A 16,820-nucleotide genomic window follows, 5' to 3' on the forward strand; every position below is an offset into this window, starting at 1 on the left:
GGTCGCATCACAGGCCGGACAGATGGCAGCATCCGACTAAGTGTCAGACCCTCAATAAACCGCTTGCAACCGAAGGGGCGTCCACAGATGGAAAGCGGAACGTCCGCCTCTGGGCGCCCTACTCGGTAAGCAGTTGTTCGTTCATGAGGCGGGGCAGGGAAGCATCGACTATGGCGCATCAGGCCAGCGGATGCCAAACACCCCTAGCGCCAAAAGTAGGTGTTAGTACCTCAAACGACAGGCAGGATAAGCATGCATACAATGCGGAGGGGCACCAACGCTGGTGGCATGCGGCGGTACAATGAGCGACTGATCCTGTCCGCTGTGCGCCGGATGAACGGCGCTTCGAAGGCGGAGCTTGCTCGCATGACAGCGTTATCGCCTCAAGCCGTAGTTCGAATCGTCGACGAACTGGATGAAGAAGGCCTGCTGTATCAGGCCGGCAGGCGAACTGGCGGGATGGGACAGCCTGCGACGATCTACCGCATCAACGGCAAGCGCGGCTACACTGTAGGTGTCGAGGTTGGACGTGGCGATACCACCATAGTGCTCCTAGATTTCGACGGCGAGCGCAAGGCGATCAGCCGTCATGCTGGCAGCTTTCCCTCGATCGAAACCGTTCTAGGACACGTCAGCACGTTCATCGACGAGCACCTCGCGACAACGGACTTGCTAATTAGCGAAGGCTTTATGGGCATCGGCATCGCCATGCCATGGTTCCTCGGCGAATGGCGTGATGAGCTCGGTATATCGGTGGATCAAGCAGACGAGTGGCGTCGGGCCGACGTAGCCGATCGACTGCAGGCCGGGCTAAGTTGGCCCATCTTTTTCGAGAACGATGGTAATGCTGCCGCGCTGGCGCAGTTGCTGTGCGGCGCAGGCGTCGATCTCCAAGACTTTCTGGCCATCAATATCGGTACATTCATCGGTGGCGGGATAGTCCTGGGGGGGCGTGTCCATCAAGGTCGGCACGGAAACGCTGGGGCACTTGCATCGATGCCCGTATGTGCCGCTGGCCAATCTGACTATCTCATCCACCACGCCTCCCTGTACGCCCTAGATCAGAATATCGTCGCTGAGGAGCGTGCCGCCTGGACGCAGCGATGTGTGGATGCACTCGCCTTTGCCGTAACGAGCGCCAACAGCCTGCTGGACCTCGAAGCCGTCATCATTGACGGTGCACTTGTCCCAGAGGGACTGAACATGATCGCAGACGGTCTGCGATCGCACTTTTCCACCAACGCGCCCCCCGACTTCTTCACGCCGGAGATCCGCACGGGGCAACTGGGCAAAGTCGCTGCAGCTGTAGGAGCAGGGCTGCTCCCCCTGCATGCCAGCTTCACCCCTGACTTGGCGAGCCTCTTCAAGAAGGAATGATCCTGTTCGAACGTCGGTCGCGTCCGAAGGCTGTGCCGAGCGGCTGAATAACTGTGCTTGACAGACTAAGTCACATTAGTAGATTTAGTAGCTGACCGCGAAGGCGTGGCAGCAATCAGGAAGAGGTATCGGTGTTCACCGTTTTCAGTCTGTCACGTTCGTCGATCTGCGTTGCGACCGTTGCACATGGTTGAGCCGTTGCTTCTCGGTGCCATTGAGGCGGGCGGCACGAAGTTCCTCTGCGCCGTTTCTGATCGTGACGGCACGCCTCTGATGCAGACCCGCATCCCGACCACGACACCCGAAGCAACGCTGGGTGAGGCAAGCGCTTTTTTTGCCGATGCGGTTGAGCAGTATGGCGATCTCGACGCCTTTTCCATCGGCAGCTTCGGGCCCCTTTCGCTGAATTCGATCGCCAACGATTACGGCTGCATCACGTCGACGCCAAAGCATGGCTGGCAGGATATCGGCCTGCTCGCGCACTTCCGCCAGACGATCGACGCACCGATGGCGCTCGACACCGATGTGAACTGCGCCGCAGTCGGCGAGCGGCTGTTCGGCAGCGGCCAAGGTCTCGATACGTTCTGCTACGTGACCGTCGGCACCGGCATCGGCGTTGGCCTGCTGATCAACGGCGCTCCGCACGGTGGTGCGAACCACCCGGAGGCAGGTCACATCAAGCTCCCCCGCGCACCAGGTGACGATCAGTTCGCTGGTATCTGCCCCTACCATGGCGACTGCCTTGAGGGATTGGCTTGCGGACCTGCCATGCACGCTCGATGGGGTGTTCCGGCAGAGTCGCTGGCGAGCAGTCATGAGGCCTGGGATATCGAAGCCGATTATCTCGCCGGCCTTTGTGCGACGCTTACCTATACCGTGCGCCCTGACCGCATCATCATCGGTGGGGGCGTCATGCAGCCGCCGATGTATGACCGAGTCCGCCGTGTGCTTGCTCAGAAGCTCGCGGGATACGACGCAAGTATGCGCTCGATCGATATGACCGACTATGTGGTCGCTCCGACCGCAGGCTCGTCCGCGGGTCTGACCGGGGCGCTGGCGCTCGCGTATCGAACGGCCACACGTCAGTGGCCGATGCACTGGGCAATGAGCGAGCCCACCTCCATCAGAGCGGAAGCAATCAATGCATAGTGTCGTAGGTTCTAGCCACGCGGGCGCAGTCGACGATGCGCGAGCGACACCGGCGATCATCATGAGCGCTGCAGGGGCTGCTCTTGGCGGTCTACTGTTCGGGTTCGATACCGCCGTGATCTCCGGGGCGACCAATGCCCTCCAGACACAATTTGCCTTAACGGAGGCCTCGCTCGGGTTCACAGTGGCTTCCGCCCTGATCGGAACCGTCCTGGGTTCGCTGGTCGCAGGCGTCCCGGCCGACCGCTATGGTCGCAAGGCTATCATGCTGTCGGTGGCGATCGCTTACGTGCTCTCGTCGCTCGGAACCGGGCTTGCGCACGACTGGTATGTGCTGATCGCCTTTCGCTTCCTGGGCGGCGTGGCGATCGGAGCCGCATCTGTCGTGACACCGATCTACATCGCGGAAGTTTCGCCCGCTCGCTTCCGAGGACGTCTGGTGGCGATGAACCAGCTCAACATCGTGCTGGGCATCCTAATGGCTTTCCTCTCTAATTACATTATAGCGCAGGCGCTGCCACCCGAGACGGCCTGGCGTTGGATGTTCGGCATCGTCGCAGTGCCATCAGTTATCTTTCTCGTGGTGACGCTGGTTCTGCCGGAAAGCCCAAGATGGCTGGCCGTTCGCGGCCACCGCGAACGTGCTGTTGCTGCCATGACCCGCTTGGGATTTGCTGATCCTCATGCCGAGCTGTTGCGCATCGAGGCCGCGGATACGCGCGAGGCAGCCAAGGGCGCTCCGCGCCTGTTCCAAGCGGCCCATAGCATTCCCGTTGCGTGTGCCATCGCAATCGCGATGTTCAATCAGCTCTCGGGCATCAATGCGCTTCTATACTACGCGCCGCGCATTTTCGAGTTGGCGGGTGCCGGTGCTGACAGCGCCTTGCTGCAGTCGGTTGCCGTGGGCGGTACCAACCTGCTGTTCACCGCGCTCGCGCTGCTTCTGATCGACCGGTTCGGTCGAAAACCGCTGTTGTTCATTGGCTCGATCATCTGTGCCGCTGCACTTGTTCTGGTCGGCTGGCAGCTCGAGCGTGCGGCACCGGACGGCACACTGATCCTCGCGGGGCTTGTGGCATTCATCGCCGCCTTCGCGGTCAGCCAGGGTGCGGTGATCTGGGTGTTCATCTCCGAAGTCTTTCCAAGCTCCGTGCGAGGCAAGGGTCAGGCGTTGGGCTCGACCACGCACTGGGTGATGGCCGCGATCATCACATGGCTGTTCCCGGTGGTAGCCGGCGCGGTTGGCGGGTGGGTGTTCGCCTTCTTCGGTGGAATGATGCTGCTCCAATTCATTTGGGCCTGGAAGGTGATGCCGGAGACGAATGGCGTCGCACTGGAAGACATGGATCTGCGTGGAGCGACAGCATGAAGAAGATTGTGGGATTTCTCATGGCCGGTGTGGCTCTGGCAACCTCCGCCGCGGCGCAGCACGCCGATCCACGACCGACCTACCACTTCGCACCCGCGAAGAACTGGATGAACGATCCTAACGGCCTCGTCTATTATGACGGCGAGTATCACCTGTTCTATCAGTATAATCCTCACGGCGACCGGTGGGGGCATATGAATTGGGGCCACGCGGTGAGCCGCGACCTAGTTCGCTGGCAGGAGCTGCCGATCGCTATACCCGAGACTGCCGATGTCATGGCTTTTTCCGGTAGCGCCGTCGTCGACTGGAACAACACCACTGGCTTCGGCCGGAACGGCAAGCCGCCGATGATCGCGATCTACACAGGCCATAACCCGAAGGCGAAGCTGCAATCGCAGTATCTCGCCTACAGCAACGATCACGGCCGGACCTGGACGGTCCACGGCGAAGTGCTGAGTGTTGGGTCACCTGAGTTTCGCGACCCGAAAGTCTTCTGGCACACCGCCACGAAGCGCTGGGTTATGGTAGCAGTGATGGCGCTGGAGAACCGCGCGGTCATCTTCACCTCGCCCAATCTCAGGCAGTGGACGTTCGCGAGCAGCTTCGGGCCTGCAGGGGGCCGCGGCAAGAACTGGGAATGCCCGGATCTCTTCGAGATACCCGTTGAAGGGGGCGCGGCCGGTGAAAAGCGCTGGGTGCTGGGCATCAATCTTGGTGACAACGCCGTCGGCGGTGGCTCGGGCGGGCAGTATTTCATCGGAGATTTCGACGGCACGAAGTTCACTACCGTCCAGGGCTGGCCAAGCGAGGCGCAGTGGATGGACTATGGCGCGGACTTCTACGCCGCTGTGTCCTGGAATGACCTGCCCAAGAATGACCCACGGCGTGTCTGGATCGGCTGGGCGAACGACTGGCGTTACGCCGAAGCCATTCCGACATGGCCTTCACGCGGGCTGATGACGGTGCCGCGGCAGGTCACGCTGAAGAAATATTCTGACGGGTATCGGATCGTGCAGAAGCCCGTGACCGAGGTCGCGTCGCTTCATGGCAGCCGACAGGACTTCGCTGCCACGCTGAGCGAAGCGGCTACCTCGCTCCCAGTCGAGGGCGGAGCGGCGGATCTGGAGTTTACCATCGATGCCGGATCATCCGAGCAGGTCGCCATCACGCTGACCGACGGTGAGGGCTACCAGACCGTCGTCGGCGTCAACCCGACCGTGAACGAGGTCTTCGTTGATCGCACGCGCTCGGGTCCGCACTTTCACGACGGCTTCGCCAACCGTCATGTCGCGCCAGTCGATCTGAAGTCCCGTCGCGTCAAACTTCGAATCCTGGCCGATGAGTCTATCCTTGAGGTCTTCATCAATGACGGCGAGCGAACGATCACCGACCGCTTTTTCCGTGGCGGTGGCCCGCTTCGCTGGAGTGCGTCTTCACGCGGCAAGGCGCAGCTGAAGCTCACGGCCTGGACGATGAACACGAGCGCACCTCAGGTTGCGGCGAAGTGATGCTTGCGGTGATCCAAACGAAGTTTGCCATGCCAGCGCCAGGCTAGCTGCCCCGCCTGCGGGCAAATTCCAGACAGTAACTCTAATAACCGTAATAAAAGAGGGGATTTTATGACGAGGTCTTGCCACGTCCTGTTGACGTCCGCTGCACTGCTTCCGATGATCGCAGCATCGTCCGCCTGGGCGCAATCCGACGTTTCTCCAGCCACCAACCAGACCGGGGCGGCGCAGACGCAAACATCCAACGATCCTGCGCCTGTCGATGCTCCTTTGAGTGCAGCGCAGGCCCAGGCCGATGCCGCTCCGGAAAACCAAGCCGGTGCCGAGCAGGACATCGTCGTGACCGGCTACCGCGCGGCACTTGGCTCCGCTCAGGAGCTCAAGCGCAATTCGGACTCGATCGTCGATGCGGTCGTGTCCGAGGACATCGGCAAACTGCCGGACAACAACGCGGCCGAGGCGATCTCCCGCGTGGTGGGCGTGACGGTTCTGCGCTACAATGACGAGGCAGGCGTCATTCTCGTCCGGGGCCTTCCTGACGTGGCGACGACCTTCAATGGTCGTGAGTTCTTCTCGGCCGAAGATCGCGTCCTGCACCTTCAGGACTTCCCCGCCGGTGTTGCGGCGGGGATCGAGGTATATAAGTCGGGAACGCCCAACCTCATCGAGCCGGGCCTGGCTGGCCTAGTTAATCTGCGTTCGCGTCGGCCGTTCGACGTCAAGGACACCGAGATCGCCGGTGAAATTCGTGGATCGTACAACGATCAGTCCAAGGCGTTCGACCCTTCTGGCAACCTCCTGCTGACCAAGCGATGGGACACGCCGATCGGCGAGATCGGCGCGCTGGTGAACCTCAGCTACGTCCGGACGACCTATCGGAATGCGGATCGCTACGCCGATTCCGCCGTGATCACGCCGCGCGGCTTCGGCGTCGACGATCCCGCAGATGATCTGACTGTGACCACGCCCGGCGTCGGAAACTTCAACTTTCCGGCAAATGCCGGCAACTTCTATGAGAAGGGCGTTCGCCATCGGCCGGCCGTCAACGGCACAATCCAGTGGCGCCCATCGTCCAATCTTGAGGTCTATGCGGAAGGGCTCTGGCAGGCCTATCGCGGCAATGTCCTGCGCGACTCCTTTAACGTCAACTTCGAGCGCCGTGACGCCAACGGCGTAGCACCCACGCTCAGCAACGTCGTCCTCGTGCCGGGCGAGGCAGGCAAGGCGGCGAGCTTCACCAAGACTGGTGGCTTCGTTCCCGAGTTCTCCCGCGTCGCGCAGGATGATCGTACCGATACCTACCAGGGCGCTCTGGGCTTCAAGTGGACGACTGGCCGAGCGACGCTGTCGGGCGACTTCGCGTACACCAACAGCCGCTACAAGGCCCTGGAGATCGCGGTTGACTCCCAGCTCGCCAGCGCCCCGACGATCAACATCGATTGGGACGCGCGCGGATCGGCGGTATTCGACCTGGGCGGCTATGCCATCACTAACCCTGACACGGCACGCTGGCGCGGCTTCAACCAGCGAGAGTTCGTCGCGAAGGGCGATGGCATTCAGGGGCGCCTGGATCTGGACCTTGAGACCGACTGGGGGTTCCTGCCGCATCTGCAGTTTGGCGTCCGCGCTAGCGACCGCAATGCGTCCTCCCAGAACAACTCACGGTACGCATACACAGCTGGGCTCAACATTCCTCTCGGTAGCCTTCCGACCGGCACGCTTGAGGTGATCACGGACGGGTTCCGCAACGATCCTCAACGCTTCCAAAACTGGTTGGCGCCCAATCGGGACGCGATTATCGCGAATAGCGAGGCGCTGCGGCAGCTTGCCTATCAGTCTGTCCAGCGAGCAACCGTACTGTTCCCGAACGATGGCGGCATCCGCGAAGCTGTGACGAAGTACGCGACAGCGGAAATTCCGGTAGATCCGCTAGGTGGCTTTACCGCGAGCGAGGCAAGCTATGCCTTCTATGGTCAGGGCAAGTTCGCGTTCGACCTAGGCGGTGTCGAGGTCGACGGCACCGCCGGCGCCCGCATCGTGAACACCGACGGTGACTATCGCGGTTTTAGTCGGGTGCAGGCCAGTAACGGCAGCGTCGGCATTGTACCCACGACGACGAAGCAGAACTACGTCGACGTTCTCCCGTCCGCGATCGCGCGCATCCGCTTCTCTCGCGAGTGGCAGGTGCGCCTCGGCTACACGCAGACACGGACCCGGCCAGGTTTCGGTCAGCTCAACCCGTCGCTCAACATCACGGCCAACAGTCCGGGTCCCGATGGCTCCCCTCCACAGTTCGACGCGACGGGCTCAGGCGGAAACCCCAACCTGCGCCCGCTCACCTCGAAGAACTATGATGCCACGCTGGAATGGTACTTTTCAAAAAACGGCTCGGCTTCCGTGGCGGCGTTCTATCGTGACCTCAATGGTTTCATCGGCAACTATACGCAGGTCGTGAACGATCCGATCTACGGCCGCGTTCAGCTGAACCGTCCGGAGAACGCTGGCGACGGCCGCATCAAGGGCTTGGAAGCATCAGCGCAGACCTTCTTTGACTTCCTACCCGGTCTTCTCTCAGGTTTCGGCGTGCAGGCCAACGGGACCTACCTTGATGGCACCAATCAGCTGCCGCTCGCCCTTGGAGAGGGCGGCCGACAGGTGAAGATCACCGGCCTGTCGAAATGGGCGTATAATCTTACGGGCTTCTACGAGAAGGGTAAGATTTCCACGCGCCTCTCGTACAACTGGCGATCGGGGTACACGACGAGCTATAACCGGACCATCAACGAAGAACAGTATGCCGGCGAGCTGGTCCGTCCGGTAGCACGGCTTGACCTTTCCTTCAGCTACGAGCCCTTCAGCAATGTTTCTCTTGTTGCGAACGTGAGCAATATCTTGGGCCAGCCGTTCAAGAACTACCGCTACTATAATGAAACTCAGTACTTTGGCCGCGATCTGCGCGTCGAAGGTCGGTACTTCAGCTTAGGCCTCCGTTTCAAGATGTAGGTGGAAGGCCCCGTGCGATAGGACATCTTCTCATGGGGCTCACCCGTTGCTGGCGACGTGCCAAAAAGGACCGTGGCGAGCCCGCAGGAACGGACAATCCGACGTCCACTCGGATCGGCGCTCACCGTCCACAAGCCACCGTTGCTCATCGTATCACCGGGCAATAAGCGCCCGAAACTGGAGCCGGATCAATGACGAGCGCGACATCGTACACGCGACGCATGACACTCGGGATGGTGGCAGCCCTCCCAGTGTTAGGTGTCTCCGGCCGCACGTTCGCTCGAGGCGGCATCAGCGGTTCGCTGTCGGAGCACGCGCTTTCCCATCCGCTTCCGGCGCCAATCGCCGAGGTCGACGCAGGGAGTGCCCGCCCCCGCTTCCACATTGCAGCACCGGCAGGAGGTTGGATCAACGATCCGCAGCGCCCGCTGAAAGTGGGCGACACTTGGAACCTCTGGGCGCTTTACAATCCTACCTATCCCAAAGGCGGTACGAACTGGCGGCGCTGGACGTCAAAGGATCTCGTCACCTGGCAGGATCAGGGCATTGCCATACCCCGCAACACGACTCCGGACGGCGATGTCTGGAGTGGTAGTACTGTTATCGACGCCGACGACACGGCAGGATTTGGTGCCGGCTCCTTCATCACGCTGGTCACGATGCCAGTGCCGGGATCAGGCCAATCCTGTGCGTTGTGGTATTCACGTGATGGAGGAGCCAGCTTCACCTTCCATGAGATAGTCCTCCCAAACCCGGGAAGCAGAGACTTCAGGGATCCCACGGTCTTCTGGCACGTACCGACCCGGCGTTGGGTGATGACCCTGTCGCAGGAGGGCAAGATCGGCATCTATACGTCGGCCGATCTAAAGCAGTGGACATATACCAGCGGGTTCGCCTCCGAGCTGGTCGGTCGGATCATGGAATGCTCGCACCTGTTCAAGCTGCATCTTTTCGACGCGGACGGGCGCACCTCAGTCGACAAGTGGATCCTGCTGGTAGGCGGCAACGGGACCAAGCGCGGCTTTACGGTCGGCACCTATTACTGGGTTGGGGATTTCGACGGAGCCAAGTTCACCGCCGACGTTTCCGAGGGGCGGTGGCTCGATGGCGGTGCTGACTTCTACGCAGCTGTCGTCTGGACCGATCCCGAGGCGGAAGATCCATTGGCATCGGCTTACTCGATAGCTTGGATGAGCAACTGGGACTACGTGAACGAGATCCCTGTTCGTCGCGGCTATCAAGGCCAGCTCAGCGTCGTTCGGCGGCTGCGTCTTGAGCTCGTCCGCGGCGTGCCACGCCTGTGCAGCACGCCACTACCGGAGCAGAACCGGGTCTTCGACCAGACCTTGAGCGGGCAGGACCAGATAATCGGTGACGGGCGGGATTACGCCTGGCCACCAGGGGCGCAAGCGAGCTCCTGTCGCATAGATCTGAAGCTAACCCGCGTTGGCGCGGCGTGGCCGAGTCGGGTTTTCCTGTCAGTGAGAAAGGGCGACGGGATGTACACCCGGATCTCTTTTGACCTGCCAAATAATAGTGTGTCCCTCGAGCGCGATAACAGCGGACCAGATGCTCCGAATGTAGGTGCATGGCGCGAGCAGCGCAGCGTTACCTTAGACTTCTCCAACGGGGTAGCAACGGCAAGCCTGTTCATCGACTCCGGGTCGCTGGAGTTGTTCCTCGGCGGGGGAGAGGCAACCATGTCGGAGCTAATTACCGCACCTTTGACAGCCACCAAGCTGCAGCTCACCGCAGTTGAAGGAAGTGTCAACGTTTCAGGCATCGCGATCAAACGGCTGGCGTAAATCTGGTGGAAACCGGCCTGTTTGATTTCGGACGCTAAAATGGCGTAAGCAGACGTTTGTTCATGAAGCTCGCAGTGCCAGCTGAGCGCCCCAAACCTGGCCAATGATTGCGGATTTCACGAAGCCGGAAAGCTGCGGTCAGTTCCTTTGGGCGCCGTCGCTTGAGTGCGGCAGCTACGTGCGGTCTTGAAAATGAGCCTGCATGTCTATGAGGGGCCTCCCCACGACCACAAGGTGAGGAGGCGACCCTAGGTCAGCCCAGAATTGCATGAATACAACGATCAAGCCCCCCGCCGGTCCCAAGGATGCTGGTGTCTCCCCCATCGTGATCTTGAACGAATGTCCGGTCGCACCCTCAAGGCTCGCAACGCCCGCCATGTCACCGACAAATTCTCCCACGTCATCGGACCGGTTGAGAATGAGGTCGGTGAGGAACGGCCGAAACGCATCCGGCCCAAGCTCGGCCGCGACGAACGCATGTGCTGTTTTGGCAAGAACGCGCAAATAGTGAAGTCGATTAACCTCGGGCAATTTGAACCCGACCTGGTCGACGCCAAACTCCGCCGCAGCTGCCTTCAAGATCGGATCGGCTCGGCTGGCCTCGACGTAGCGCCACGGTCGGCCCTCGGCATCGGCAAGCTCGATCCGTTCGCCGAGAATGCGAGGTGGTGGCGACTGCCATAAATTCAGGATCAACGGTCCATTATCGATGGGGATTTCCCGATCGCCGAGGTCGCGAACGACCCGCCCGGCATCATCGTGCTCCACGAGCGGTAGAATGATGAATTTTGCGCGGTCGCGCTTATTCCGGGTCGGCGCTTCCACCATCGCCCGAAACACCCCGAGCTGCTTCTTCAAGACTTCCTGTTCGTAACGCTGAATGACCTTCTGGCATTCGTCGCAACATGCGCCTTCGAGGATCGTGGCATTCTTGCCGATCGCGTAAGGGATGACGTGCTCTTCGTTCAGCGCCTCGCCAGTGGCGCCGCAATAGATGCACGTCCCCGGAGACGGCAAACGACGCGCAGGGGTGTTGTCGATATCGTGTTCGCGCAAGATCATGGAGTAGCGGAAGCCTTATTCATCATAGGTGATTTTGCGCAACGCGACGGAGCGGTCTGCTCGGCGTCGTTCCATCGCGAGCTGGTTGTCTGCCGACTTGATAAAGCGAGCCGCGAACGCACGGACTGCCTCATTTTCATCGGTGGTCCATTCGGCGACCAGCGTCTTGCGCGCTTCCTGCGCTTCAACGCTGCCATACTCGCCCGTCAGAACGCCGCTTGAATTGATGACGATATCGACGATGTGGAGGAGCTCGTCGTCGGCGGGCAAACGCCCGACGATCGCGCGCAATAGTGGGTGCAGGAACTCTTCACCCTTGAACGCGCGCAGCACGGACAGGACGAACTCAATCCCCTCGCGGCTGTCTTCGATTTGAGTGAGGAGCAGCAGATAGAGCGGATGCTCGAGATTGGGGAATATCTCAGCGATGAGACGGCCACCCCGGAACTCAGCCAAGCTCGGATCGGCATCGAACCAGCGTCGCGCCCCCGCTACGATTTCAGCCGGTGCAGAAGCAAACGGCTCCCGCAGGTAGTGCAAGCCGTAGGGTAGATCTTCGTACCGAAAATCATCGCTATCCCGCTCACGAACGAACCGCTCACCAATGAGATCGATTACGGCCTGAAGGTGCTCACGCGCGACCACCGCCAAGAGCGCTTCGCCGTTCGTCCCAAGTCGCGGCAATTTGACCAGCAGTTTCAACAGCGGCCCGACTTGTTGTGTCGACAGACCTTTCAGCAACCCGAGCTGATCCCAGTTGAACAGGCCGCCCACCCAACCAAACAAGCGACGACTCGAAAGCGATTGGGCGGCCGGGAGGAAAATGTGATCGAACAACCCGTCCGGATGGTTCGCCGACTGGCGCGCGGCAGCGACCGTGACGTTGTGAAGAACCTGATCGTCCTCCGCAGCAAGAGCCTTTGCTGTAATCGTCGCGAGCAAATCAAACCGAAACGCCTCGGCAAACTGAAGATACCACGCGATTGACGAAAGATGTCTGTCCTCTGCGACCCATGCCTCGATCAACGGTACAACTGCGGCGCTATGTCCCGCGTCCGACAGCCCATGCAGCATGCCCGGAAGCCAATCGGCGAGCCGGTCGCTCAGCAGCGGCAACCAAGCGAGCAAAATCTCCGGCTGCGCCGCCGCGAGCTTCTTGATGAATTCCTGCAAGCCCAGGAACGTCGCCATGTCGTCGCTACGGGTCTCGACGAACCGTTCGAGCCGCGAGAGCCACTCGCCAGCAGTCTCCACACTCACGCTCGCGACAAGAACGTCGATCTTGGCGGAACGCTCTTTCGCCGCCGCCTGATAGTCAAACCCGGGCTTCGCCCACATGATCGGCGTTATGCTGTCGTGCCCAACGAGCGCCCGATATCGATCGAGGTCGGCGTCCCCGTCGAGCACCGCGCGACACGCGGCGATGGCATTGAGGAGGCGGCGTTGCGCTGCCACCAATGCGGGGTTGTCTGCCATTGTCGGCGGCAAGCAGTGATAGGCATGATACCGATGGTGAAGATCGACTTCGACCCGGCGCTTCGCTTCCAAACCAAGGTCGGGCAGGACCGAGGTGAAAAACCCGATCACGCGCGCAAGGTCGTCCATGATGACCTCGCCGAGCAGGTCGGAATAGCCGGCGTTGTTCGGTGTGCTGCCCGCTGCGAGCATTGCATAGCGGACCTCTCTGCGCTCGCGCCCTTCGACTAGAAGGCGGTGCAAGCGTTCGAGCTGTTGAAGCGCGTCGCGCCGCACTGCCTTAAGATCGTCGGTTACGGCAACCGACCCAGTATGCAGAGTCATCGATTCGGCCTGCCAAGTCGTACCCGTCACGGTGCTCGAAAGGGCCTCGCGCAACGTGGTGGTGACAGTCGGGGTTGCGGCAACGAGCGCGGCATCGCCAAGGTCCGCGATGCGGTCGACCAAGAGACGTTGGAGGCCCGGGCCGACCTGTTTCCAAGCACGGCGGTCATGCTGCGCGAAACGCCGGGTGAGATCGTCGATTGGCTTGCGTTCGTCCTCGGTAGTCATGGCTTGGCGCATTTTGACCAGCGCGTCGAACATCTGTTCGGGAGTGACATAGAGAAGGTAGCCGCTTTCGAGGATGCGGCTTATCTTGGCGATCACTGCCTGGCTTTTGGTCCCAGGATACTCGCGACCGAACGCCATGTTCGGGACATCGGGCATCGCGGGTGCGCGGGTGATCGCGTCCGATAGGGTGTCGATGATTTCAGGAGCGGCCGCGATATAGTCGTCGTAATTGGGCAGAACGTAGTTCGAGAACTTCTCGACGGCGTCGTCGAGGCAGTTCGATCGGCACAGGCGCGGATCGCACCCAGCGCGTCGGCGTCGAAGATCGCCTTGCCGTCGCGCAGCAGAGCGTAATCGCTTGCTATCTTGTCGAACGCGTAGCCCGCTGGTTGCAGAAATTCCTGCATAACCTTGCGAAGCCGCTTGCGCATCGCTTCGACCTTGGCGCCGCCAAAGCCGACATCGGTCATCGGCTTGTAGATGGTGTCATGCGCCATCTCTGCCCACGCGTGGTCGAGAATGGTCTGCACTTGAATCTCGCAGCGCAAGCCGGCGAACCGGCGGTACTCGGGCAGCGCGCAGCGAGCATCGCTGAGCGTCACGACCCAATTCTCCGAGATGAAGAACTCCGCGCCGTCTTCTTTGCTGTCGGGATAATGGATTTTCGAGCGTTCGTAATCGACGGCGAAGTTTTCGCGCAGGATACGGCTATGCCCAAAGCGGCTAACGTCTCCATTCGTGTAAAATATCAGCCGGCACCCGGAAACGTCCTTGGCAAAGTCGCCAATCGCCGCATCCGCCGCCGCCGCGGCTTTCGCCAGCTTGGCACGCAGCGACACGGCGGATTTGGCGCGACGCTGTATGTTTTGCAGGCGCAGGTCGTCTTGCTCGGCAATCGCGGCTTGAAGGATTGCCGCCACCGCCTCGGCAAAATCCGCGTAGAGGGCGTGTCCGCCATTTTCATATTCAGCAAGGTTCATCTGATGGTTCTAAACTCCGCCGTTCGCCCGCACTACCTCGTTCAGTCATCAAGGCCGGCCGCGGCGTTGGCTTGGCGCTGCCGCGCGACTATCTATTCATAAGATGCAACACTCGCCGATCATCGATCTCGCGGAATGGGCCGAGGATGACTTTTCAGCTCGCTGTGCCCGCGCGGGCATAACCCGCAACAAGTCGCGGCAGGATCGAACCGGCTGGGACTATTTTGTCGAGTTTCCCGCCATCGCGGTGGCAGGCATTCCCGCCGATCTGCAACCCGTCGAAATGGCGGCCAGTGTCCAAGTGAAGTCCAAGAGAAAGGGCCAGCCCTTCGTCGATCTCAAACTCAGCAATGCGCTGCGTTTCGCGAAGAATGCGGCTCCCTGCTTCCTTTAATCTGCGCCCTCGCGACATGAACGAACGGCCAAAGTTGGGAAGGCCCAAAGAGGTCACGAATGTCGACTATTGGGTCGGCATGCCGCGCCTAATGAGGGCCGGTAACGCGCAGACGGCGGACCCGTGGGTGACGTGCCATGGTGCCTCGAACCGGATTGGCGCGTTGGGCGGTGATGATGAAGATCGTGTTCGATGCACGCCAGCTTGCGCACGCCCCGGCCCGCGAAATGCACAACGGCGACTGGACCGCCTTTCAGGAAACGCCCGCGCGTGCCGAGGCGATCCTGGCGGCGATCGGTCCGGCTGAACCCGCGCGGGATTTCGGCATGGAGCCGTTGCTAGCGGTGCACGATGCCGCCTATCTCGATTTCCTGAAAATCGCCCATGCCGACTGGCGGGCCGCCGGGCGCACGGGCGATGCAATCGGCTATGCCTGGCCGATCGTCGGGCGCCGTCCAGTCAACCTGACCCGGATCGACGCGCGGCTCGGCCGTTACGGCTACGACGCGGTAACGCCAATCGCCGCCGGCACCTGGGATGCGGCCTATTGGTCGGCGCAGTCTGCGCTGACCGCGCTCGATGCGGTCGCCGAGGGCGCTTCCGGCGCCTTCGCCTTGTGCCGTCCGCCAGGCCATCACGCTGGCCGCGATTACTGCGGAGGCTATTGCTTCCTCAACAGCGCCGCCATCGTCGCAGCCGAGGCGCACCGGCGGGGACTAGGTCCGGTCGCGATCCTCGACGTCGACTATCATCACGGCAACGGTACGCAGGATATTTTCCTGGCTGATCCCTCGATCCTGTTCGTCTCGATCCACGCTGATCCGGTCGCCGATTACCCCTTCTACTGGGGACATTCCGACGAGGACGGGGAAGGGGCGGGGCGTGGTGCCACGCTCAACTTGCCGCTGCCGCGGGGAACGGACTGGGGGGCTTATCGCCTCGCACTCGATCGTGCCCTGGCGGCGATCGCGGACTTCGGCACGCGGTTCCTCGTCCTGTCCTTCGGCGCGGATACCTATGCCGGCGACCCAATCTCGCACTTCGCCCTGGAGCGCGACGACTTCGCGGCACTGGGTAGACATATCGCGGCAGCGGGCCTGCCGACCGTCACCGTCATGGAAGGCGGATACGCCGCAGCCGAACTCGGGGACAATGTCGCCGCATTCCTAGCCGGCCTATCATCAAACGGCTGATGCGGGTCGTGTCGGTGGAGCAGAGTAAAGATTACGGAGAGGCCTGATGAACGAGATCGTCGAATACATACCACCCAAGGTCTGGGCCTGGGACAAGTCGAGCGGAGGCCGCTTTTCCAGCATCAACCGCCCGATCGCCGGTGCCACGCACGACAAGGAGCTACCGGTCGGCAAGCACCCGCTACAGCTCTATTCGCTCGCGACGCCCAACGGCGTCAAGGTGACCGTGATGCTCGAGGAGTTGCTTGCCGCCGGTCATATAGGGGCCGAATATGATGCCTGGCTGATCAGGATCATGGAGGGAGACCAGTTCGGCAGTGGCTTTGTCGATGCCAATCCCAACTCAAAGATTCCCGCCTTGGTCGATCGCAGCGGCGCGGAACCCGTGCGCGTGTTCGAATCGGGATCGATCCTTGTCTATCTCGCTGAGAAGTTCGGCGCGTTCCTTCCGACCGATCCCGCAAAGCGCGCCGAGGTCCTGTCGTGGCTATTCTGGCAGATGGGTGCCGGGCCGATGCTGGGTGGCGGCTTTGGGCATTTCTACGCCTATGCCCCCGTGAAGATCGAATATGCGATCGACCGTTTCGCGATGGAAGTGAAGCGCCAACTCGACGTCCTAGACCGGCGCTTGGGCGAGAGCGAATATGTCGGGGGCGATGCGTATTCGATCGCCGATATGGCGGTGTGGCCCTGGTACGGCGCACTCGTGACCGGCCAAGTATATGATGCCGCCGAGTTCCTGCAGGTGGACGCATATAAGAACGTGCTGCGCTGGACCGACCTGGTCGGCGCGCGGCCGGCGGTCCGGCGTGGCCGGATGGTGAACCGGATCATGGGCGATCCCGCCAGCCAGCTCCACGAACGCCATTATGCGGGTGACTTCGATACCCGGACGCAGGACAAGCTCGAAGGTGCGGCGGTGGAAAGCCGGACACGGTGAGGCCCCGAGGCC

12 protein-coding genes are annotated in these 16,820 nt (G+C 61.3%); 9 read left to right on the forward strand and 3 right to left on the reverse strand.

Annotation, left to right across the window (positions count from 1 at the left end; genetic code table 11):
• Window positions 1–288: 288 nt before the first annotated feature.
• The 6 genes from ASG67_RS17695 to ASG67_RS18650 all read left to right on the forward strand — a co-directional run bounded on the left by ASG67_RS17695 (window position 289) and on the right by ASG67_RS18650 (window position 10,211).
• Window positions 289–1,377 carry an ROK family transcriptional regulator gene (locus ASG67_RS17695; RefSeq protein WP_200940839.1) on the forward strand — a complete coding sequence of 363 codons (1,089 nt, stop codon included), beginning with the start codon at window positions 289–291 and terminating at the stop codon, window positions 1,375–1,377.
• A gap of 186 nt (window positions 1,378–1,563) precedes the next feature.
• Window positions 1,564–2,526, forward strand: a complete 963-nt coding sequence (locus ASG67_RS17700; protein ID WP_056532999.1) for an ROK family protein — start codon at window positions 1,564–1,566, stop codon at window positions 2,524–2,526.
• Between the two features lie 61 nt (window positions 2,527–2,587).
• A complete protein-coding gene (locus ASG67_RS17705; RefSeq protein WP_056533003.1) occupies window positions 2,588–3,895 on the forward strand; it encodes a sugar porter family MFS transporter in 1,308 nt (435 codons plus the stop codon).
• Complete coding sequence (locus ASG67_RS17710; protein ID WP_056533005.1) at window positions 3,892–5,403, forward strand: glycoside hydrolase family 32 protein; 1,512 nt, start codon at window positions 3,892–3,894, stop codon at window positions 5,401–5,403. Before ASG67_RS17705 ends, ASG67_RS17710 begins: the two co-directional genes overlap by 4 nt.
• Before the next feature lie 159 nt (window positions 5,404–5,562).
• On the forward strand, window positions 5,563–8,406 hold the full coding sequence (locus ASG67_RS17715) for a TonB-dependent receptor (RefSeq protein WP_082543658.1): 2,844 nt from the start codon (window positions 5,563–5,565) through the stop codon (window positions 8,404–8,406).
• Window positions 8,407–8,639: 233 nt separating this feature from the next.
• Window positions 8,640–10,211, forward strand: coding sequence for a glycoside hydrolase family 32 protein (locus ASG67_RS18650; protein ID WP_162244381.1), 1,572 nt, complete (start codon window positions 8,640–8,642; stop codon window positions 10,209–10,211).
• 174 nt (window positions 10,212–10,385) lie between these two features.
• Here ASG67_RS18650 and ASG67_RS17725 read toward each other — a convergent pair whose 3' ends face one another.
• Genes ASG67_RS17725 through ASG67_RS17735 form a run of 3 tightly spaced genes read right to left on the reverse strand, consistent with a single transcriptional unit; the run spans window position 10,386 to window position 14,281 of the window.
• Complete coding sequence (locus ASG67_RS17725; RefSeq protein ID WP_056533014.1) at window positions 10,386–11,273, reverse strand: HNH endonuclease; 888 nt, start codon at window positions 11,271–11,273, stop codon at window positions 10,386–10,388.
• Between the two features lie 15 nt (window positions 11,274–11,288).
• Complete coding sequence (locus ASG67_RS17730) at window positions 11,289–13,457, reverse strand: hypothetical protein (protein ID WP_235535289.1); 2,169 nt, start codon at window positions 13,455–13,457, stop codon at window positions 11,289–11,291.
• The gene (locus ASG67_RS17735) at window positions 13,394–14,281 is read right to left on the reverse strand and encodes a hypothetical protein (protein WP_056533020.1); all 888 of its coding nucleotides are present in this window, start codon (window positions 14,279–14,281) and stop codon (window positions 13,394–13,396) included. Before ASG67_RS17735 ends, ASG67_RS17730 begins: the two co-directional genes overlap by 64 nt.
• Window positions 14,282–14,384: 103 nt before the next feature.
• On the opposite strand from ASG67_RS17735, the gene ASG67_RS17740 reads away from it, so the two are divergent.
• The 3 genes from ASG67_RS17740 (at window position 14,385) to yghU (ending at window position 16,808) form a co-directional block, all read left to right on the forward strand.
• Window positions 14,385–14,675, forward strand: coding sequence for a hypothetical protein (locus ASG67_RS17740; RefSeq protein ID WP_056533023.1), 291 nt, complete (start codon window positions 14,385–14,387; stop codon window positions 14,673–14,675).
• 176 nt (window positions 14,676–14,851) lie between these two features.
• Window positions 14,852–15,868 carry a histone deacetylase family protein gene (locus ASG67_RS17745; RefSeq protein WP_056533204.1) on the forward strand — a complete coding sequence of 339 codons (1,017 nt, stop codon included), beginning with the start codon at window positions 14,852–14,854 and terminating at the stop codon, window positions 15,866–15,868.
• Between the two features lie 46 nt (window positions 15,869–15,914).
• The gene (gene yghU, locus ASG67_RS17750) at window positions 15,915–16,808 is read left to right on the forward strand and encodes a glutathione-dependent disulfide-bond oxidoreductase (RefSeq protein WP_056533027.1); all 894 of its coding nucleotides are present in this window, start codon (window positions 15,915–15,917) and stop codon (window positions 16,806–16,808) included.
• Window positions 16,809–16,820: the final 12 nt, after the last annotated feature.

The sequence above is a fragment of the Sphingomonas sp. Leaf339 genome, from assembly GCF_001426195.1.
GTDB lineage: Bacteria > Pseudomonadota > Alphaproteobacteria > Sphingomonadales > Sphingomonadaceae > Sphingomonas.